Here is a 21,974-nt window from a genome sequence, read left to right as displayed (position 1 = left end):
ACTATGGAACCTATTGCGCAGTTGGAAGGCCGCTTCGTTGATGTAAACGGCCGCTATGTCATTGTGGTGGGACGCTTTAATCACCACGTTGTCGATTCTCTGGTAGAAGGGGCGGTCGATACGCTGGTGCGCCATGGCGTTGACGAAGAAAACATTCGCATCGTGCACGTGCCCGGTGCGTGGGAACTGCCGCTGGCCGTCAAGCGTGTGCTTGAACGCCACACGCCTGATGCGGTCATCGCATTGGGTGCCGTTATCCGCGGCGGCACGCCTCACTTTGAGCATATTGCCGGACAGTGCAACTCGGCGCTTAACCGCCTGCAAATCGACTTCGATACACCGATCGCCAATGGCGTGCTGACCGTTAACACCATTGATCAAGCGATCGAGCGCTCTGGCACTAAAGCGGGCAACAAGGGCACCGAAGCCACCATGGCCGCGTTGGAAATGGTCTCGCTGCTGCGTCAGATCGATACGGAAGGGGAAGCGTAATGGCCAATGCGCAAAAGCAGCCCTCCAAGTCGCAGGTCGCGCGCCACGCTGCCCGTGAGCTCACCGTTCAGGCGCTTTATCAGTGGGAGCTTCAGCACCGTGAAAAAGCGCTCTCGACGGTAGAGGTGGAGTTCCGCAGCCAACTGGCCGACGAAGACGCGCCGGACGCAGAAAATTGGGTGAAGGTCATGGCGATGGCCGACCTTGGTCTGTTCCATGACCTGCTGAAGGGCATTGCCGATCAGCACGAAGCCCTCGACGGCCTGATCGATCCACTGCTTGATCGCGCTATTACCGACCTTGATTACGTAGAGCTTGCCATCCTGCGGCTAGGTGCTTTCGAGTTGAAAGAGCGGCTGGAAGTGCCTTATCGAGTGGTCATCAACGAATGCGTTGAGCTCGCCAAGGAGTTCGGTGCGACCGACGGCCATAAATATGTCAACAGCGTGCTCGATAAGCTGGCGGCGTCACTGCGCAGCGTTGAAGTCGAGGCGCGGCGGCGCTGAGCTCACTGATGATCGGCGAATTTGACCTGATCAAGCGCTATCTCCTCAAAGCTCCCCACGGCACGCGAGCAGATGGTTATCCGCTGTCAGGCGTGCAGGAAGCCGCCGACAATGCTATCGCGCCGCCTGCGTCGGAAACCGCAGCGATCCTTTCGCAAGATGCGCCAACAGGATATTCGTCGTCAGCCCCCGGTGGTGCCACGCCGGGGGTGGCGCTGGGCGCCGGCGATGACGCTGCGCTGCTGGTGCCGACGGCAGGGCATCAGATCGTCGTGAGCGTGGATACCTCCGTTGCCGATGTACACTTTCCCGCTGATGCCCCTGCTCATGCCATCGGCTATCGCAGTCTGGCGGTAAGTCTCTCCGATCTGGCGGCGATGGGCGCTACCCCGCGCTGGTGCCTGCTGGCACTCACGCTGCCTGAGGTTGACGAAGCTTGGGTGGCCGCTTTCAGTCGCGGCTTCCATGAGTTGGCGAATCAGCATCGGTTGGCACTGGTGGGTGGCGATGTAACGCGCGGCGAACGTGCGGTATCGGTCACCGTGATGGGCGAATTGCCGTTACGCCGCGCGCTACGTCGTGATGGCGCTAAAGCGGGTGAGCTGATCGCGGTAACAGGGCCGCTGGGCAGTGCCTGTGCTGGCCTTAAGCGTTGGCAGCAGGGCAATCGCAATATCGAGCACGATCCACTGCTTCACGCCTATCTATATCCAAACCCGAAAACAGCGGCCGGACGCGTGCTGCTCGAGCATGCCTCTGCGGGCATGGATATCTCCGACGGTTTGGTGGCTGATCTTCATCACCTGTGCGCAGCGTCACACGTTGGCGCTGAGCTTGAGCTCGATCACCTTCCCATCACCTCTGACGTCGTTGATGAATTGGGAAACAAGGGTGCAATTAACGCTGCCCTTTATGGCGGCGACGATTACCAGCTGCTTGTCACGCTGGCACCTTCTGCCTTGAGCGATGCGCGCGCAGCGCTGGCAAAATGCGGTGAAACGCTCACCGTTATCGGCCGCACCACTCAAGGGCCAAGCCATGTTGGTACCACCAACGGCGATATCCTGCAGCCCAACGGTTGGCAGCACTTCCATCGTGATAGCGCCACGCGCTAACGTTCCCCTCTTGATAAACGGCGCAAGCGCCCACATTCCTAACGCATTGATTTTCGTTATTGGCTCGCTTATTGCGGCTTAGCGGTTGCCTACGCTTTCAGGAAAATTCCATGACTCAGCGCAATTCAGATGTACCTACGCATGATCCGCGCGACAACCTTGTGATGTTCGGTGAATCCGACAATGTCTCTCAGCCCGGGCAGGGCAGTGCCTACGCTAAATCGGGAGCGGGCCATCAGGTGATCAAGGCCGGTGACGCCCTCCCGCATAGGCTGTATCTGCTGCCTATCAATAACCGGCCGTTCTTCCCCGCTCAGGTGCAGCCGCTGATGATTCATCGGCAGCGCTGGGAAGAAACCATGCGCTTGGTGGCCGACACCGCGCACCACAATGTGGGGCTAGCGTTTGTTGGTGATCTCGATAAGGAAGTCCCGAATCAAATGGACTTCCCCAAGGTGGGCACTGCGGTGAAGGTCCACCGTGCCGAGGCCGGCGACGACAACCTGCAGTTTGTCGCGCAGGGGATCAGGCGCTTCCGCATCGTGCAGTGGCTGAGCTACGAGCCGCCTTACATTGTCGATGTCGAGTATCCCGATGAGCCGGTCGACCGTGAAGACGACGAGACCCGCGCCTACGCGATGTCGGTCATCAACGGTATCAAGCAGCTGCTGCCGATCAACCCGCTGTACGGTGAAGAGCTGAAAAACCACCTCAATCGCTTCAGTCCCAACGACCCGGGCCCGCTGTGCGATTTCGCCGCGGGGATTACCTCGGCGAAGGGCGAAGAGCTGCAAACGGTACTCGAAACACTGCCGGTCATTGATCGCATGAAAGCGGTGCTGCCGCTGCTGCACAAAGAGATTGATGTCGCTCAGCTGCAAAGTGAAATTTCGCAGCAGGTGAACGCGCAAATGGAGAAGCGTCAGCGCGAGTTTTTCCTGCGTGAGCAGCTCAAGGTGATCCAGAAAGAACTTGGCATCTCCAAAGACGATCGTGAGAACGATGTCGACACTTTCCGCGGCCGCTTGGAAGACAAGCACGTGCCCGAGCATATTCAGGCGCGCATCGACGATGAGCTAAACAAGCTATCGGTGCTCGAAACCGGTTCTCCGGAATACAGCACCACGCGTAACTACCTTGATTGGCTGACCAATATGCCGTGGGGCGTTACCTCCACCGATCAACTCGATCTGGAAAACGCGCGACGGGTGCTGAACCGTGACCACGACGGCCTTGACGAAGTGAAGGAGCGGATTGTCGAGTTTCTTGCAGAAGGCAGTTTCAAGGGCTCGGTGGGCGGCTCGATTTTGCTGCTGGTGGGGCCGCCGGGGGTGGGTAAAACCTCGATTGGCCGCTCGATTGCCGAAGCGCTGGGGCGCAAGTTCTATCGCTTCTCTCTTGGCGGTATGCGTGACGAAGCCGAAATCAAAGGCCATCGCCGCACCTACGTAGGCGCCATGCCAGGCAAGTTCGTTCAGGCGCTGAAAGAGGTCGAGGTTGAAAACCCGGTCATCATGCTCGATGAGATCGACAAGCTGAGTCAGTCGTATCAGGGCGACCCTGCTTCTGCGCTGCTCGAAGTGCTCGACCCCGAACAAAACGTCGACTTCCTCGATCACTATCTCGACGCGCGTGTCGATCTGTCGAAAGTGCTGTTCGTATGTACTGCCAATCAGCTCGATACCATTCCCGGTCCGCTTTACGACCGTATGGAGAACATCCGGCTGTCGGGCTATATCACCGAAGAGAAGGTGAGCATCGCCAAGCACCACCTGTGGCCGAAGCTTCTTAAGCGTGACTCGATCGCCAAGAGCCGCATCACGCTGACCGATACGGCGCTGCGTCAGGTGATCGAAGGCTATGCGCGCGAAGCTGGCGTGCGTCAGTTGGAAAAACAGCTGCATCGCATCGTGCGTAAAGCAGCCGTCAAGCTGATCGAAGGGGCCGACAAGGTGAAAGTCTCGGTTAATAACCTTGAGCAGTTCCTCGGCGCGCCAGTGTTCCAGCAGGAGCAGGTGCTGAAAGGCGTGGGCGTTGTGACCGGGCTGGCGTGGACGTCGATGGGCGGCACCACGCTGCCGATTGAGGCGACCAAGGTGCACGCGCTGGATCGCGGCCTGAAGCTTACCGGCAAGCTGGGCGATGTGATGCAAGAGTCGGCCAACATCGCTTACAGCTTCGTGCAATCGAACCTGAAAAGCTTCGGTCTTGCTTCCGACGCATGGGACAAAACCTTCATTCACCTGCACGTGCCGGAAGGTGCGACGCCCAAGGATGGCCCTTCGGCGGGCGTTACCATGGCGACCGCGCTGCTATCGCTGGCGCGCAATCGCGCCATCAAGCCGGGCGTTGCCATGACCGGTGAACTGACGCTCACCGGCAAGGTGCTGCCGGTTGGCGGTATTCGCGAGAAGGTAATTGCCGCACGTCGCAGCAATATCTTCGAACTGGTGCTGCCGAAGGCCAACCAGCGCGATTACGACGAACTGCCTGACTACGTTAAGAAGGGCGTCACGGTGCACTTTGCCGCGCGCTACAACGACGTTGCCAAGGTGGTGTTCGTCTAACCGAGCTAGCGTTAGCAGCCCCCTACGAAAGCGGGCCTTTCAGAAAGGAAAGGCCCGCTTTTTCATGTCGTGATGCTGTTCTCAATCGCGATCGACGGCGAAGTTCTGCCATGCCTGGCGTACCGGCATGATCTCAAGGCGGTTGATATTGATGTGGTCGGGAAGGGTGGCAACGTACACGATCTGGTCAGCGATATCCTCGGCGCTGAGTGGTGTCGTGCCGGCATAGAGGCTGTCAGAAGCCGCCTGATCGCCCTTGGTGCGTACCAAGGTAAATTCGGTTTCGGCCATGCCGGGGGCGATATCGGTCACGCGCACGCCGGTGCCCAGCAGGTCACAGCGCAGGTTATAGCTGAATTGCTTCACAAATGCCTTGGTGCCACCGTACACATGGCTGCCGGGGTAGGGCCACGCGCCGGCCACCGAGCCAAGATTGATGATGCTGGCACCGGCCCCAGTGCTGATTAGCGTAGGCAGCAGTGCGTGCGTTACGTTCAACAGCCCCTTGATGTTGGTATCCACCATGGTGTGCCAATCTTCAAGCGCGGTCTCTTGAGCCGACTTCGGCGATAGCGCCAGTCCGGCGTTATTCACCAGCGAAGTCACCTGTTTGAATTGCTCGGGCAGGGCGCTCACCACTTGCTTAACGGCCTCGGCATCTTGCACATCAAGCGGGGCGATATGCACCGCTACCTTGTCGCTCAGCTCGCGCTCGATCTCGCGCAGGCGCTCTTCGCGGCGGCCGGTCAGCACCAATTGCCATCCTTCTGCGGCAAAGCGGCGTGCCGCAGCGCGACCGAAGCCAGAAGTAGCGCCGGTAATAAAGGCAGTCTTGCTCATCTTGCTCTCCTATTGTTTTCAGAAGCGACAGCGGCGTTCATCACCGAACGCTCACACCGTTGCTGTGTTCCATTGACGGTAATGGATTGAGCGCCAATAAAAAAGTGGTACTGGCAACCAGGCGCCTTATACTCGGAGAGAATGGCGTTATGCGCCAGGGCGTACGTGCCTTCGGGCCGTGTCGCCGATGAGTGACGACAACAACAGCAATAACGAAAGCGCTGCTTTCATCACCTTTATGTATCAGGAGCCGCTATGCCCAGCTCATTGGATCCTCTTTTTTCTAACGTACACGCTAATGCTGATGTGAAGCGCCTTGACCGCGAGGGCGTGTTCCACTCGTGGTCAACCCAAGGAACGCTCGATCCGCTGGTGATCAAGGGAGGCAGTGGCTGTCAGCTGTGGGATTACGACGGCAATCACTATCTCGATTTCTCAAGCCAGCTGGTTAATACCAACATTGGACACCAGCATCCTGCGGTGATCGCTGCGATCAAGGAGCAGGCCGAGCTGCTCACCACGGTGGCACCCGCACATGCCAATCTGGCACGCGGCGAAGCAGCGAAGCGTATTCTTGCACGCGCCCCCGAAGGGTTCGCGCGGGTGTTTTTCACCAACGCGGGCGCTGATGCCAACGAGAATGCCATTCGCATGGCGCGTGCCTATACCGGACGTGACAAGGTGTTGTCGGCCTACCGGTCGTACCACGGCAGTACCGGTGCTGCGATTGTCGCGACCGGTGACTACCGTCGGGTACCCAATGAGTATTCGCGCGGGCACGTGCACTTCTTCAATCCGTACCTTTACCGCACTGAATTCTGGGCCGCTGACGAAGCGCAGGAGTGCGAGCGCGCACTGCACCATCTGCGTCGTGTGATCGAGAGCGAAGGCCCTGGCTCGATAGCCGCGCTGTTGCTGGAGAGCATTCCAGGCACCGCAGGCGTGCTGGTACCGCCGGCAGGGTACTTGAAAGGGGTGAGAGCGCTGGCCGACGAATTCGGCATCGTACTGATTCTCGACGAGGTGATGGCTGGTTTTGGCCGCACCGGGCGTTGGCTGGCACTCGATCATTTTGATGTCAAACCGGACCTGATTACCTTCGCTAAGGGCGTTAATTCGGGGTACGTGCCAGCGGGCGGTGTCATCATCGCTGACGCGCTTAGCGACTATTTCGATGAACATTTCTTTTACGGTGGTTTGACCTATTCCGGACATCCCCTTGCCATGGCGGCAATTGTTGCCACGCTGGATGTGATGGAGCGCGACGGTATCGTTGCCAACGCGGCTGCTATTGGGGAAGAAGTGCTAACGCCCGGGCTGGCGGCGCTGGCCGAACGTCACGCGGTAATAGGGGAAACGCGTGGACTAGGCGTCTTTCATGCGGTGGAACTGGTGGCTCACCGTGATACGCGTGAACCGCTGTCCAACGCCAGAATGGCCGCCTTCAAGAGTGCGCTGATCAAGCGCGGCCTGCTGCCCTTTATTGTCGAAAACCGCCTGCATGTGGTGCCGCCCTGCGTGGTTACGCGAGAAGAAGCTCAGCGGGGGCTGACGATTATCGATGAGGCGCTTTCCGAGCTCGGCGAAACCTCGGTTCGATAAGTGTCACGGGCTCGCCATAGCAAGCCTCTCGTCCACTCACGTGCCAGCGTTGCTCACCCAGCGCTGGCGTTCTTTCTGTCTGGTATGGAAAGCGGGGCAGACTGCAATAATTACTGCTGAAAGGGCCAATGGTCGGCAGCGATCGCCCACAAGGCAATGGCTCTTTGGCTTGTTTGTTCAACTATGCGCGCAAATGTGAAATAAGATGCTGTTTATTAGCCTCATAGCGAATGATTTATGGCGCTAACCTGTGCTAATGTGGCATTATGTGTTCGACCGTTTGTTGGCAGGTTAGAGAGTATTCCGCACTCGCCGTCGCCTTGTCGAAAAGACACCGAAAAGAGCGAGTCATAGCGGGCTGCACGGCGCTTATCTACTGCTAGCCCCCGTGCTGACGCTCCCGCTGAACGTTGGCAAGGTTATCCGCTTGCTTGCTGGGCGTATATTGCTGCACCACCCCCGCAGTTGTTTGCTGGCCCCATGCACTTTGTTATCAACAAAGCATTTGCAGGGCTTCCCCCGCTTGCCTATTGGCGTTGCACGCTGCCGCTATGCCAACAAGAGACCTCTAATTGAATTTCATCGCGCCAACTTTGCCTGATGAGGAAGCTTCATGCCCCAATATCGTTCCAAAACCTCTACCGGCGGCCGCAATATGGCGGGCGCTCGCGCGCTGTGGCGAGCTACCGGTATGCAGGACGGCGATTTCGATAAACCGATCATCGCCGTCGCCAATTCGTTCACCCAGTTTGTGCCGGGCCACGTTCATCTGAAGGACATGGGCCAGCTAGTGGCGCGCGAAATTGAAAAAGCGGGTGGTGTGGCCAAGGAGTTCAACACCATCGCAGTGGATGACGGCATCGCCATGGGTCACGACGGCATGCTTTATTCGCTGCCGTCGCGCGACATCATTGCTGATTCTGTCGAATACATGGTGAACGCCCACTGCGCCGATGCGCTGGTGTGTATTTCCAACTGCGACAAGATCACTCCCGGAATGCTGATGGCCGCCATGCGCCTGAATATTCCGGTAGTGTTCGTTTCCGGCGGCCCCATGGAAGCCGGCAAGGTCAAATTGATTGATCACGGGCTCGACCTGGTGGATGCCATGGTGATGGCCGCCGACGACTCGGTCAGTGACGAAGAGCTCGCCGAAGTCGAGCGCAGCGCTTGCCCCACCTGCGGCAGCTGTTCCGGCATGTTCACCGCTAACTCGATGAACTGCCTGACCGAAGCGCTGGGTTTCTCGCTGCCGGGTAACGGCACCACGCTGGCAACCCACGCCGACCGTCGGCGGTTGTTCGAAGAAGCGGGCCATACCGTTGTCGAAATCGCACGTCGCTACTACGAGCAGGGCGATGAATCGGTGCTGCCGCGCAGCATCGCGTCCAAGGCCGCATTCGAAAATGCCATGACCCTTGATATCGCGATGGGTGGCTCTACCAACACCATCCTGCACCTGTTGGCGGCGGCGCAAGAGGGCGAAGTCGATTTCGACCTCAACGACATCGATGCGCTGTCGCGCAAGGTGCCGCAGCTGTGCAAGCTGGCGCCCAATACCCAGAAATATCACATTGAGGATTGCCATCGCGCTGGCGGCATCATGGGTATTCTGGGAGAGCTCGATCGAGCCGGTGTCATCGACACCTCGCTGCCCACGATCCATAGCCCGACCATGAAGGACGCGCTGGATCGCTTCGATATCATGCGCAACCCTGCGCCCGAAATCGTCGAATTCTACAAAGCAGGTCCTGGTGGTATTCGTACCCAGCAAGCGTTCTCTCAGAGTGCGCGCTGGCCCAGCCTCGACGGTGATCGCGCGCAGGGCTGTATTCGCAGTGCCGAACACGCTTTCTCGCAGGAAGGTGGCCTGGCGATTCTATTCGGTAACATCGCGGAAAGCGGCTGCGTAGTGAAAACCGCTGGTGTCGACGATTCCAATTTGTTCTTCGAAGGCCCCGCGCATGTGGTCGAATCGCAGGATCAGGCGGTCGAGCACGTGCTGAACGGTAAGGTCAAGGAAGGCGAAGTCGTCGTGATTCGCTATGAAGGCCCCAAAGGTGGTCCCGGCATGCAGGAAATGCTGTACCCCACCTCGTACCTGAAATCGAAAGGGTTGGGCAAGAAGTGCGCGTTGATGACCGACGGTCGCTTCTCCGGCGGCACCTCCGGGCTCTCGATTGGTCACGTCTCTCCCGAGGCTGCTTCGGGCGGCGCGATCGGGCTGGTTGAAAACGGCGACATCATTCGTATCGATATTCCTGCGCGGCGTATCGATGTGGTGCTGTCAGATGAAGAACTGGCGTCACGTCGTGAGCAAATGGAAGCACGCGGCGATCAGGCGTGGAAGCCGTCGATCAAACGCGACCGACGCGTCAGTGCGGCGCTGAAGGCCTACGCCATGCTGGCGACTTCCGCCGATCGTGGTGCGGTGCGTGATCTCGACAAGCTGGAATCACGCTAACGCGCTCGCGGCCGAGAAGTGTCACCGAAGAAATAACAACGCCCTGCATCATGCAGGGCGTTGTTGTGTTGGGGCCAAGGTGTTTGCCTGATTCAGCAAGCGGCCCAGTGAGCAGATTGCCAGTGATCTTTACTGAGTCTTCTCGATGGCATCGAAAATGCCCGCAGTAATGATCTTGCCGCTTTCTCCTGACATGAAATTCAGGTGGTTGCCTGATACGTGAGTCACCTCCAACTGAGGTGTCTGATTTTCCAGCCCGTCCAGCAAAATTTCCGTTTCAATGAAGTCGCCGTCGAGCTGGAACACCTTCAGTAGCGGCACATTAATATAGTCGTACTTCGGATGCGGGAAGCGGTTGTAGATAAACCAACGGTACTTATTGATACCGTAGATGGTGTCGTGAACGTTGGTAGGTTGATCGATAACCGATAGCGGATCCTTGATCAGCGCGTCGAGCGCATCGGCCGCCGCCATTGTCACCAGATTGACAATCACGGTGGGAATACCGGTGGCGAACAGCAGCTCCGGCAGTACCGGAATCGAGATGGCGAACTGATACGAAAGCGCCGCCCACTGCTTAGCCACGGGTTCGATCAGCGAATGGTCGTTGACAGCTTCTTTGGTAAGACGAATCAGCGTACCGAAACCAACGTCCAGGCTAGGGCCGCCAATCGAGATGATCGACGCAATGCGATCGGGGTTGATGTTGGTGTATTCGCAGCCAATGAAGGGGCCCCAGGCTTCACCGAAGATATAGACTTTCTTGTCCTTGGGGGTGGTGGCATCAAGCACAGCCCCCAAATCTTCAGCGAGGGTTGGCATCGAATAGGCATCAACGCCGTGCGGATGCGAGCTAGCGCCCGAGCCACGTTGGTCGTAGCGCACCACGTGAAGCCCCATCTCGGCCAACAGACGGGAACGATTATCGAAACCGCTGCTGTCCCAAGGCCAGCCGCCAGTAATGACCACCGTAGGTGCCTCTTCTGCACTTGGGCCATACTCGAAGTAGGAAATCTTCTGCTTACCGTTTTTAGCGAAATTGTGGCGCCCGGCCAGGGTATCGTTACGCTCGATGCGTTGTTGATCAAAGTGATATTTGCTCATGGTGAACGTCTCTCTCTATTGTGTAGATTCGCTATACGCTGCATAGCGATCATCAGTATCGGTGGTATCGTGAAAAAAATTTACCGTCACTCGACGTAAATGACGCCTCCCACACGCTTGTGCTTGAAAAGTGCTGCTGAAGGAAAAAGGACGCCCTGCGTGATGCAGGGCGTCGTAAGGTATTGGCCTGATGTGGCAAACGGCCCAGTGAGAAGATTGCCAGTGATGCTTACTGAGTCTTCTCGATGGCATCGAAGATGCCTTCAACCATCTTGTCGCCGGTTTCCCCCAGCAGATAGTTCAGGTGGTTACCTGTTACGTAGCTGACTTCCAGGTTCGGCGTCTGGTTTTCCAGTCCATCCAGCAGAATTTCCGTTTCAATGAAGTCGCCATCAAGCTGGAACACCTTCAGCAGCGGCACATTGATGTAGTCGTACTTCGGGTGCGGGAAGCGGTTGTAGATAAACCAGCGGTACTTATTGATACCGTAGATGGTGTCGTGAACGTTGGTAGGTTGGTCGATGATCGACAGCGGATCCTTGATCAGCTCATCGAGCGCATCGGTGGCCGCTAGCGTAACCAGATTGACAATCACGGTGGGAATACCGGTAGCGAACAGCAATTCCGGCAGCACTGGGATCGAGATGGCAAACTGATACGAAAGCGCCGCCCACTGCTTAGCCACGGGCTCGATCAGGGAATGATCGTCCGCTGCTTCTTTGGTAAGGCGAACCAACGTACCGAAGCCAACGTCAAGACTGGGGCCACCCACCGAGATGATCGACGCAATGCGATCGGGGTTGATGTTGGTGTATTCACAGCCAATGAAGGGGCCCCAGGCTTCACCGAAGATATAGACTTTCTTGTCCTTGGGAGTGGCAGCATCAAGGACAGCACCCAGATCTTCTGCAAGGTTTGGCATCGAGTAGGCATCCACGCCATGTGGGTGCGAACTCGCGCCCGAGCCACGCTGATCGTAGCGAATCACGTGCAGGCCCAGATCAGCCAGACGCAGGGCAAAGTGCACGTGGCGGCTGCTGTTCCATGGCCAGCCACCAGTGATTACCACCGTGGGGGCCTCATCGGCGGAGGGGCCGTATTCGAAATAGGCGATCTTCTGCTGACCGTTGGTGGCAAAGTTAGGCCGTTCTTCTTGCTGACGGCTATCTTTAAGGCGTTGTGCATCTAGTGGATAAGTGCTCATGGCGTATCTCTCTCTATTATAGGATTGATGTCACTGCTATTACGTCGAATAGCGATTATTAGTATCGGTCGCATCGTGGAAAAAATTTATATCCATTCGACGTAAATGCTGATTCCCACACTCCATCGCGCTACAACCCCCACCACAGCGGCACTTATTCCAACATGATTCTTAGCATTGGCTACACTTGATGATGTAACGCTGGTCCGACATGCAGGCGTTGATAGGTAACGCTCGCAATAAGGTGCTTCTGAGTCGCGCATCTACAGGTCTTCGCGTGTGCGGCGACTAAAAAAAGCGTCAAATCATGTTGCAAGGGAATCGTAACGGTGGAAAAAAATGAAGGAACAAAAGCGTTCATGGGGGCTGAAACTGGTCGTCGCAGTTATCTGCCTGCTGTTAATACTGAAGGTCGCCGCGTTCTTATGGTGGGGAAGCGAACTAGCGGCAGAAGGTGGAAGTTACTACTACCTGATCTCCGGTGTGGTCATCCTCATTGCAGGGGTGCTGTTTGCGCTGGGGCGTAAAACAGGATCGCTGATCTATTTAGCCTGGGTGATCGCTACCCTTATCTGGGCATTCTGGGAGGTGGGCGCACACTTCTGGATGCTGTTCCCTCGTATTTTCGAACCGCTCGTCAGCGGCGTCGTCATCGCGCTGGCAACGCCTTTCCAGACCGAAGATAAACATGGCGGCCGTCGCGCTGCGTGGCGGTTATGGGGAAGTGTGGCAGTCATCTTTACAGTGGTCGCTATCATTGTCTTCGCGCAACTCTTTGTTGAGCACAAGATCAGCGATGCAAATGAGGCGTTCAAGAAGCCGCTCAACGCATCTGATCGCGTCGAAGAGGGGCAGCGTGCTGATAGCGCCGATCACATGAAAGATTGGACGGGCTATGGCGGCACGGACGATCGAAATTCGTATGTTCCCTACGATCAGATCAACATCGATAACGTAAGCAAGCTGAAGGTCGCGTGGAAGTTTCGCACCGGCGATATCGCAACGGAAGGTGCAGAAGATCAGAATACGCCGCTGCAAGTGGGTGATACGGTGTTTACCTGTTCACCGCATGACCGCGTTTTCGCGTTGGACGCCGATAGTGGAAAACAGCGTTGGACCTTCGACTCGAAGGCAGAAGCGCCGCCAATCTGGTATCGCTGCCGCTCGCTGGGCTACGCCGATCTGTCGAAAAATACCTATCAGTCACGCAATGCCGGCAGCTCATCTGCGTCGTCGGAAAGCGCCGCTCAAACGCCTTCTCACTCACAGCCGAATGCTCAAGGCGATGACTCCGCCATGTGTCGGCGCCGTATCTACATGGGCACCATGGACGCCCGCATCATTGCCTTGGACGCTGGCAACGGCAAGCGCTGCGACGCATTTGGCAACAACGGTGAAGTCGATCTCAAAGAGAACATGGGCGAAATAACCCCAGGGTTCTATATGCAAACCTCTGGTCCTACGGTGGTCGAAAATGGGCTGGTGATCATTTCTGGCTGGGTACTGGACAACCATTCTGTTGGCGAGCCGTCTGGAGTCGTTAGAGCCTACGACGCTGATACCGGTAAGCTGGTGTGGGCATGGGACCTGGGCAATCCGGATATTCATACCACCCCGCCGAAGGGGGAAACCTACACCCGTGGCACGCCGAACGTATGGGCGTTCCCCACCGTTGATGCAAGACTGGGGCTGGTTTACCTGCCGCTTGGCAATGCCACGCCAGATTATTGGGGCGGCGAGCGCAGCGAGGCGAGCGACAAGTACAATTCCTCGGTTGTGGCGGTGGATATTCACACTGGCCGTGAACGCTGGAAGTTCCAGACGGTTCACCACGACCTGTGGGACTACGACGTTCCGGTTCACCCTGTGCTTTACGATATTCCTAACGGCAAGGGCGAGCGAGTACCGGCACTGTTGCAGGCAACCAAGCGCGGTGAAATCTTCGTGCTAGATCGCCGCAACGGTAAACCGATTGGACCGGTGGAAGAGCGCAAGGTACCCACCGATCACTTGCCAGAGGGTGAGCGCGCTAGCCCCACCCAACCCTATTCGACTGGCATGCCAGCGATTCGTGACCCCGAGCTCACTGAGCGCAGCATGTGGGGTATCTCGCCGATCGATCAGCTGATGTGCCGCGTGGCCTTCCGCAAGATGCGCTATGAGGGGGATTTCACGCCGCAATCCGAGCAAGGATCGCTGATCTACCCATCCAATGCCGGCGGCATGAACTGGGGCGGAATGTCCGTCGATCACAAGAATGATTACTTGATCATCAACGACACTCGCATCGCGATGAGCAACACGCTGATTCCTCGTAAATACGTCGACAGCTCTGTTGGTGGCGACGGCCATGTAGGCCTGTCGGCGCAGCTTGGCACTCCATATGGCGCTTACATCAGCTATTTCTTCTCGGTGCTTGGGGTGCCGTGTAATGCGCCGCCCTATGGCACCATCTCTGCAATTGATTTGAAAACACGCAAGATAGTGTGGCAGAAGCCAGCGGGCACCGTCGAAGATACCGTTCCGCTGCCGCTGCACGTTCCCCTTGGCATGCCTAGTATGGGTGGGCCGTTGTCTACTGGCGGAGGTCTGGTCTTCTACAGTGGCACTCAAGACCATTACCTGCGCGCTTACAATGTAGAAACAGGCAAGGAAGTATGGAAAGCTCGCCTACCCGTGGGAGGACAGTCGACACCGATGTCCTATGTGTCGCCGAACACTCACCGGCAGTACGTGGTGGTCACTGCCAGCGGCTCGCGTGGTCAGCCTGCACGAGGTGATTATGTCATTGCCTATTCCTTGGATGATGACAACGATTAGAAACGATCGTTAACTGCCAATTAAGACGGCCCCTATTAAGGGGCCGTTTTTTATAGTTTTTAATTATTACTTAATTTACGAAATAAATAACATCGCGCGTGTGCCGGTCTTGCTATGTCCGGCGGCCAGCGCTGCCACGCGTTTTTAGCGCGTTTTTCCCTTCAGCACGGGCGTTATAAGGCACTCAATATGATGGTTTTATGACACCTGTGTCGTACTGGCAACACTGTTGTTCAAGCAATATTCATGACAGCACTACACTGAGTGGCTAGGCTAATTAGTTAGCATATTAATTAATGGCATCGAGAGGGAAGGTGATGAGCGATAATATATTAAAAGATAAACACGTGACGGTGATTGGTGGTGGGGTGATTGGTTCTTCGTGGGCATCGCTATTCCTCGCCAACGGCATGCAGGTGGTGATAAGCGACCCTGCCGATGATATCGAAAAGGTGGCGATAGGCCACATTAAGCAAAACGAACCAACGCTGATCGACATGGGCTTCCCGGCATTCAACTATGATCATCTAAGCTTCGAGGCGGATACTGAGAAGGCGGTCGCTGACAGTCATTTCATACAAGAGAACGGTCCTGAGCGTCTCGATTTCAAAGCGGGTTTGTGGAAGCGTATTGAGAAGGCTGCCCCTGAGAGTGCGCTGTTGCTCTCCTCAAGCTCGGGCATTGTGGCGACCAAGCAGTCCAAGGAGATGAGCCAGCCAGAACGTTTGATCATCGGCCATCCGTTTAACCCGCCCCATCTGTTACCTCTAGTGGAAGTGGTGCCTGGTGAAAAAACCTCCCGCGAGGTTATTGATAAAGCAATGGCGTTTTATTCCGCATTGGGCAAATCTCCGCTCGAACTTAAACGGGAAGTATCGGGTTTTGTCGCTAATCGTCTGCAAGCCGCTATTTTCAGAGAATGTGTATCGCTTGTGGCGCGTGGCGTCGTATCCGTCAAAGACCTTGATCAGGTCGTCACCCAGTCACTGGGTATTCGCTGGGCAACCGGCGGTCCTTTCCTTTCCTTCCACTTGGGCGGTGGCGACGGCGGTTTCGCCCATTTTCTTGATCAGTTGGGCCCAGGTCTTGAAGTGCGTTGGAAAGAGTTCGGGAAACACGACGTTAGCTTCGACGAAAGCACCAAAGAGACGCTGCTGAAGCAAATCGAGGAAGGCTACGGCGATCGCTCAATCAAGCAGCTCGCCGATGAGCGTGATGTCGAGGAAATTAGCATCATCAATGCGCTTAAGTCGCTGAAAGCGTCGAAATAGCCGCTGGATTACCTAAGGGCATGGAAGCTGCGCCGGTGATGGGCTGCTGTTATGACAAGCGTGGCGCGAGGCTAGGGGGGGCACTGCGCGTTTACAGCCGAAGCCCGCTATGGTGTCGCGTTTAGGTCCGATTCACTCAGAATTAAGGGGAAAGTTACATGGCTACTACCGAAGATCTTGAGAAGGCGATCAGAAGGGGCTTTGAAAATAGAATCGCCAGTGATGGCGATAATAATTTCGATTTGCACGCTGAAACGGAAAAGGTGCTCAACGCGGTGGGTGCCTCGCTGTCGGAGTTCGGTGGCAAGTTGACCTTTTATGGCAAGGATCCCGTTATTCCCAGCGTGTTTAGGTTTGCATCCTTTTCAGCAGTCGGGCTAGCGGCAAAAGCATCGCAGATTGCGGCCATCTGGAAATTGAAAACCGGTCAGTCGCAAGATATTCATGTTGACGTTCGCAAGGCGCTACGCCGTTTTGCCACCTTCTTTGAAGGCTATCTTGAGACCGTCAATGGTCAGCCTGGCGCGATGGATTCCGAGATCGAATCGGAAGTGCGCAAAGGATTCTTCAAATGTAAGGACGGTCGTTACATCTACCTCTCCTGCAACTATCCGCGCCTGCGCAACGCGGCGTTAACGCTTCTGAAATGTACCCCTGATCTCGAGAGCGTGACCGCGGCCATCGCCCAGTGGGACTCGTTTGAGCTCGAGAAGGCCGCCGCCGACGGCGCTGGCATTCCGATGTACGTACTGCGCAGTCCTGAAGAGTTTCTTGAGCTTGATGTCTTTCAGGATGTGCTGAAAAAAGCGCCGCTGATTACGGTAGAGAAGGTGGCCGATAGCGATCCGGTCCCCTTCGCGGCGGGCGGCGACGTGCTAAGCGGTATTCGTGCATTGGGGCTAGGGCATGTGATCGCGGGAGCCGGCATTGGTCGCGCGCTGGCGCTGCACGGTGCTGACGCACTGAACATCTTCAGGCCCCAGGATTACGAGCATTCGCTGTTCCACTATACCTCTTATGTGGGTTTGCGCTCCTCGGTACTCGACTTCACTGGCAATGATGAACATCGCCGCACCTTCGATCAATTGCTGGCGGGGTCCGATGTCTTCTTCTCCAACCGCCGTAATGGCTTCCTTGATAAGCACGGCCTCGATGCCAACACCCTCGGCCACAAGCACCCCGGCCTAATTCATGCAGCGGTGTACTTCACCGGTGAAGAAGGGCCCTGGTCGCAGCGCGCTGGTTTCGACGTTTCAACGGGTGCCTTCGCTGGTCCTTATTGGTCTGACAGTGTGGGTGGCAACACAGATCCCTCCAGCGAACCGCACATGACGCCAAAAATCGGCATCATCAGCGACTTTGTCGCCGCTTGGCTAGCCTCCGTAGGTATTCTTGAGGCACTCAAGCGCCGTGCGGTAGAGGGGGGTAGCTACAAGGTAACGGTATCGCTGGCGCGCACCGTCACGTGGCTGATGTCGTTAGGCATCTATGATCAGCAGTACGCTCGCGATACCGCTGACTCCGACGACGAGCACGCTTACGTTGATCCTGATCCGATTCTCGCAGAAACCGAAATGGGCTTTTACAAGGGCGTCGCCGAGCAGGTTGAGATGACGCGCACTCCGGGCTACTACAAGCATTTGCTGAAGCCGCTGCGCTCCAGCAAGCCCGAGTGGGAACATCGCTAACACGCCATCATTTATCCAGCTTGGCCTAACGCAGGGCGTCCAGTATGGGCGCCCTGTTGCTGTATGGGAACGGCGGGGGAGAGCCCCATAGATGCGCCTGCCATTATTGCCATGCACCATATAAGGGCGAATTTAGGTGATTAACTGTAATGGCACCTCTTTGGTGCATTTAAGGGTGGGTAACTCTTATTACCCATAAGCTCGACAGGCGGACCGTGTGTTAATAAATGTAACTCCTTCTCTCGGCGTGATACTTCTGTTTTATTTGCATATTTACTAAAACGTCTAAAATCCGGTATTTCTCGGGTGTTAATTTCTAATCCTTTGGTCTAACGCAGGCCGCATGGCTGGGTTTCATGGTTTCTTTAACTGCAACCGTTACCATTGCCATGGTTTCAGGATTCATATTGTCACGTGCATTCGCTGGACGATTAGGCTGTTAATTACTATGGTGTCTTAAGGCGGAAATTATGGAATACAACCGCAGTAGGTGCTTAATTGTTGGCACGTTTATTGCTCTATAGGTAGATGTTGAAGCCGATTGTCCCTCTGGTGGCGTGGGGTAATGCGCTGAAAAATGCGAAGAATGTCCCGAGCCAAGTGGCCGATGGCCATTTGTAAGGGTAGCAGGGGGTGGGCTGACAAATTTGCCTGTGCTGGAAACGGTGAACAGGCAGTCTGCGAGAAAACCTTCTGCTTCAGCAACGTTGGAGCGAAGCGTGTCAGTTTCCACCAAAACGTCGATTTGCACCTCATGAGTGCATCTTTATTAGCCGTGAGCGATGTGCGCCTCCTCTGGAAGCCGCATTTGTGACTAAAAACTTGTACAAGAACTCCAAGAGATGCCTGAATCAGACCCAAACTACACTTCACCCTCCAACGAACCGCAGTCGGGCGACGATGCTGCTGTCGAAAATCGCGACGAAGGCGATCAGAAAGGCGGCGGTAACGGCAAGAAGAAACGCATCAGGCTGCTCATTCTCATCGTATTGATTGTGGCGATCATTGCCGGACTGATCCTTGCACATAGTGCTGATAACGCACCGCTGGAAGGGATTGTCGATACTGATGAGATCAACGTCACCAGTAAGGTAACCAGTAGGGTCAGCGAACTGCTGGTGCACGAGGGCGACAGTGTCACCGAAGGTCAGATGATGGCCTTTATGACCGATCCTCAAACATCGGCTAATCAGCTTCAGGCAACGCATCAGTTGGAGCGTGCCCAGGCCGCTAAGGACCGTTCCGATAATGGACAGCGTGAAGAAGATATCCGCTCGCTGAAATCCCAGTGGTTGAGTGCCCAGTCCGATGAGCGGTTGGCCAATATTTCCGCGGATCGTGCGATAGAGCTTCATCGCCGCGGGGCGGTATCCACCCAGAATCGCGACGATGCAGTGGCAAGGCGTGACGCGGCGCGTCAGCAAACTCAATCGACCCACCAGCAGTATTTGGAAGCAGTGCGCGGTGACCGTGAAGAAGACCGTCGCATCGCAGCCTCCGACGAGGGCGTTGCCCAGGCGTCGCTTGAATCGGCTACTTCGCTGGTGAAAGAGATGAACGTGGCGGCTCCGGTTGACGGTGAGGTTGCCAAGCGTTTTGCCAACCAAGGTGAGCTGATCGGTGCCGGTACGCCGCTGTTCAGCATGATCGATCTCAACAACCTGTGGGTGACGGTGAATCTGCGCGAGGACCGTTTCAACTCGCTGAAAATGGGCGACAAGGTGACTGGACATATTCCTGCGTTGGGAGATAAGCAGGTCGAATTCAAGGTGACCTTCATTAACCCGAAAGCCAGCTTTGCTACCTGGCGCGCAACGCGGCAGGCCAGCGGTTACGATGTGCGTACGTTTGAGGTGCGGCTGCGCTCGCTCGAAGCGGTTGACGGTATGCGTCCCGGCATGACGGTCCTATATGACTGGCCGCCGCATCATGACTAAGCGTCGTTCCCTCGGCTTTGAGACGGCGCTGGGGCAGGAGGTTGACTTCCTGCGCAGTGATCGCATCACTCAGACGCTGCTGTTTGGAGTGCTGCCACTGGTCATTGTGCTAATGGCTGCGTTGTTCAGCCGTGGGGTAACGCAGGATGTCCCCGTGGCGGTGGTAGATCACGACCATTCCGCGATGAGCCGCCAGATCATCAGTAACATCAATGCCTCGCGTGATATTGCATTGCTGGCAAGCGTAACGAGCAACGAAGAAGCGCAGCATCTGATGCGTACCAATAAGGTATTTGCTTCGATCGAAATTCCGCGAGGGGCAGAAGGCGCGCTGTTTCGCGGCGATGATCGCAACGTGGCTATTCGCTACAACACCCAATGGCGCAGTGTCGGCAGTATTGCTTACCTCGGGCTCCAGAATGCGGCGGCGGATGCCATGCAGTCAGCGGTCAATTCGGCCATGCGTGGCCGCTCCGGCGCCAGCGCGCCGGCTCCCTTCACTCCGCAAATTACCGCAATAAGCAATGCGCAGAACAGCTTTGAACGTTTTCTGGTGCCTATTGCGATCTCCGTGGTGTCGTTCATTGCGCTGGGTGGTTCGGTTGTTCGGGCCTATGGACGAGTGCTCTTTACCCCTGAATCCCGAGCCTATCTGCGTAAGCTGACGACGGGGCAGTGGTTTATGGATGCCTTCGGGCGTATCACTCCCTATGCCTTGATAACGCTGATTTTGCTGCTGTGTTTCTGGGTGTGGTTTGTACAGATTCGCGGCTGGCCATTCGCAGGAAGCGCCTGGTTGTTCATCGCGGCACTGGTGGTCATGTGCTATGCCACCGGGTGTATCTCCATTATGATGCTGATCCTGACGCGCGCTACTCAGTCGGCGCTTGGGATATCTACGCTATATGCCAGTGCTGCGCTTAGCTATGGCAGCGCGACGCTATCGCTGATTCATGCGGGCTGGTGGGCGAAGTTTTGGAGCGGGCTGCAACCGTTTACGCACTACTTCAAAATTCAAATGGAACAGGTGAATCTTGGCAGTGATATTTCGGTAAGCCTGCATAACCTTGGCATCTTGTCGCTTTATATCGTGATCCCGCTGCTGCTCGGTCGGATGCTGTTTAACGCAACCTATGCCAAGCCAATTCCCGGCTACGAGTTAGGAACGGTCGGCTTCACTGGCTTCAAGGACGGGTACGGAGCAACGATCAAAGATATTTTTGCCTCCAAGAGCCTCAAGTCCACGGCGGTAAGCTCGCTGGTGCTGTTCAGCTTGTTTTATCCCGCCGCTTATTCATCGCAGGTCAACGATTTCATTCCAGTAGCGGTGGTGGATCTCGATCACTCCTCGCTGTCTCAAGAATTCATTAAAAACCTGAAATCCACTCGCGTGGTGGACGTTACTGAAGAACCGCAGCGCACCAATGAAGCCATGCAAATGCTGCGCAACCGTCAGGTATACGCTGCTATTACCATCGACACTGATTTCAAGCACGACATTGAGCGCGGTGGACAAGGCGGCGTGCTGGTGCAGATGAACGGTGGCTACATGTCGATAGCGGGCAATCTGCAAAGTACGATTGTCAGTGCCCTGACGGCTACCCGCGATGTTGATTCGCCACCGGGCCGTGCGAGCGGAGGCATTGCAGGGCTGCCGCTTTATAACCATACCAACGGGTACGAAACCTTCGTAATGCCGCTGGTGTTTGTGCTGATCTTGCAGCAAACCACGGTGTTTGGCGCTTCTATGCTGACCGCAATGAGACGTGGGCAGGGGCTCTGGTCGCTCAACTCGGCGCAGTTCTTCGGCACCCTGTGCGGCTGGACAACGGTCAGTTTTCTGGGAGCGTGTTTCGTCTTTGGCCTGGTGTACTGGTGGTTGGCATATCCTCTGCTCGGTAATCTGTTTGTGCTGGTGGGGCTAGCGCTGATGTTCTCGGTAGCAAGTTCGGCTTTGGGCATGCTGATTGGAAGCTTCCTTGATCGTATTTACCAAACGAGCATGTTACTTGGGCCGACCTCGATGTTGACGTTCTATGCAACCGGCGGCGCATACGCCACCTTCAACATTCCCGATATCATTAACGACGTGTTCATGATCTTCCCCTCTACGCTCATGACCGACGGCTTCTCGATGCTGAATTCGCAAGGCGCTACACCACACGAGATGCTGCCCATTGCCGGAAAGCTGTGCGTGTTGATGGCTGTTTTAGTGGCGTTGGCGTGGTGGCGTCTGGTGATTTGCAAGCCTAAAGGCAGCCCCGAAGGGCCGTTTGAAGTGCCCGAGGAGCAGCGCATAGAGGGAGTCAACGTACTTTCACCTGCGTCGTAGCGCTGCTGCGTTAGATAACGTTACTGATTGGT

14 protein-coding genes are annotated in these 21,974 nt (G+C 56.2%); 11 read left to right on the top strand and 3 right to left on the bottom strand.

What is annotated here, in order from left to right:
• Window positions 1-3 precede the first annotated feature (3 nt).
• From ribH to lon, 4 genes are all read left to right on the top strand, one after another.
• Window positions 4-492 carry a 6,7-dimethyl-8-ribityllumazine synthase gene (gene ribH / locus R84865_RS05490; RefSeq protein ID WP_435636540.1) on the top strand — a complete coding sequence of 163 codons (489 nt, stop codon included), beginning with the start codon at window positions 4-6 and terminating at the stop codon, window positions 490-492.
• Window positions 492-998 carry a transcription antitermination factor NusB gene (nusB, locus tag R84865_RS05485; RefSeq protein ID WP_435631016.1) on the top strand — a complete coding sequence of 169 codons (507 nt, stop codon included), beginning with the start codon at window positions 492-494 and terminating at the stop codon, window positions 996-998. The genes ribH and nusB overlap by 1 nt, the downstream gene beginning before the upstream one ends.
• 8 nt (window positions 999-1,006) lie before the next feature.
• A complete protein-coding gene (gene thiL, locus R84865_RS05480; RefSeq protein ID WP_435639050.1) occupies window positions 1,007-2,113 on the top strand; it encodes a thiamine-phosphate kinase in 1,107 nt (368 codons plus the stop codon).
• Between the two features lie 164 nt (window positions 2,114-2,277).
• Window positions 2,278-4,680, top strand: coding sequence for an endopeptidase La (lon, locus tag R84865_RS05475; protein WP_435639145.1), 2,403 nt, complete (start codon window positions 2,278-2,280; stop codon window positions 4,678-4,680).
• 81 nt (window positions 4,681-4,761) lie between these two features.
• Here the strand turns inward: lon and R84865_RS05470 are convergent, their stop codons facing one another.
• Window positions 4,762-5,520: an SDR family NAD(P)-dependent oxidoreductase gene (locus R84865_RS05470; protein ID WP_435639049.1), complete on the bottom strand. Its 759-nt coding sequence runs from the start codon at window positions 5,518-5,520 to the stop codon at window positions 4,762-4,764.
• A gap of 255 nt (window positions 5,521-5,775) precedes the next feature.
• On the opposite strand from R84865_RS05470, the gene R84865_RS05465 reads away from it, so the two are divergent.
• Both R84865_RS05465 and ilvD read left to right on the top strand, forming a co-directional pair.
• Entirely contained in the window at window positions 5,776-7,122 is a 1,347-nt protein-coding gene (locus R84865_RS05465) for an aspartate aminotransferase family protein (RefSeq protein ID WP_435639048.1), read from the top strand.
• A gap of 613 nt (window positions 7,123-7,735) precedes the next feature.
• Window positions 7,736-9,586 (top strand): dihydroxy-acid dehydratase, encoded by a 1,851-nt coding sequence (gene ilvD / locus R84865_RS05460; protein ID WP_435631012.1) that lies wholly within the window; start codon window positions 7,736-7,738, stop codon window positions 9,584-9,586.
• 129 nt (window positions 9,587-9,715) lie between these two features.
• Here ilvD and R84865_RS05455 read toward each other — a convergent pair whose 3' ends face one another.
• A complete protein-coding gene (locus R84865_RS05455; RefSeq protein WP_435639047.1) occupies window positions 9,716-10,690 on the bottom strand; it encodes an alpha/beta fold hydrolase in 975 nt (324 codons plus the stop codon).
• Between the two features lie 229 nt (window positions 10,691-10,919).
• Window positions 10,920-11,894: an alpha/beta fold hydrolase gene (locus R84865_RS05450; protein WP_435639046.1), complete on the bottom strand. Its 975-nt coding sequence runs from the start codon at window positions 11,892-11,894 to the stop codon at window positions 10,920-10,922.
• 339 nt (window positions 11,895-12,233) lie between these two features.
• On the opposite strand from R84865_RS05450, the gene R84865_RS05445 reads away from it, so the two are divergent.
• From R84865_RS05445 to R84865_RS05425, 5 genes are all read left to right on the top strand, one after another.
• Window positions 12,234-14,714, top strand: a complete 2,481-nt coding sequence (locus tag R84865_RS05445) for a membrane-bound PQQ-dependent dehydrogenase, glucose/quinate/shikimate family (protein WP_435639045.1) — start codon at window positions 12,234-12,236, stop codon at window positions 14,712-14,714.
• Window positions 14,715-15,031: 317 nt separating this feature from the next.
• On the top strand, window positions 15,032-15,985 hold the full coding sequence (locus R84865_RS05440) for a 3-hydroxyacyl-CoA dehydrogenase NAD-binding domain-containing protein (RefSeq protein ID WP_435631008.1): 954 nt from the start codon (window positions 15,032-15,034) through the stop codon (window positions 15,983-15,985).
• 158 nt (window positions 15,986-16,143) lie between these two features.
• Window positions 16,144-17,673 carry a CoA transferase gene (locus R84865_RS05435; protein ID WP_435639044.1) on the top strand — a complete coding sequence of 510 codons (1,530 nt, stop codon included), beginning with the start codon at window positions 16,144-16,146 and terminating at the stop codon, window positions 17,671-17,673.
• Window positions 17,674-18,515: 842 nt separating this feature from the next.
• Window positions 18,516-19,610, top strand: a complete 1,095-nt coding sequence (locus R84865_RS05430) for an HlyD family secretion protein (protein WP_435636547.1) — start codon at window positions 18,516-18,518, stop codon at window positions 19,608-19,610.
• A complete protein-coding gene (locus tag R84865_RS05425) occupies window positions 19,603-21,942 on the top strand; it encodes an ABC transporter permease (protein ID WP_435631005.1) in 2,340 nt (779 codons plus the stop codon). Before R84865_RS05430 ends, R84865_RS05425 begins: the two co-directional genes overlap by 8 nt.
• The last annotated feature ends 32 nt before the right edge of the window (window positions 21,943-21,974 follow it).

This window comes from Carnimonas bestiolae (genome assembly GCF_051251145.1).
GTDB classification, from domain to species: domain Bacteria; phylum Pseudomonadota; class Gammaproteobacteria; order Pseudomonadales; family Halomonadaceae; genus Carnimonas; species Carnimonas bestiolae.
This window is presented reverse-complemented; position numbering and strand designations above follow the sequence as displayed.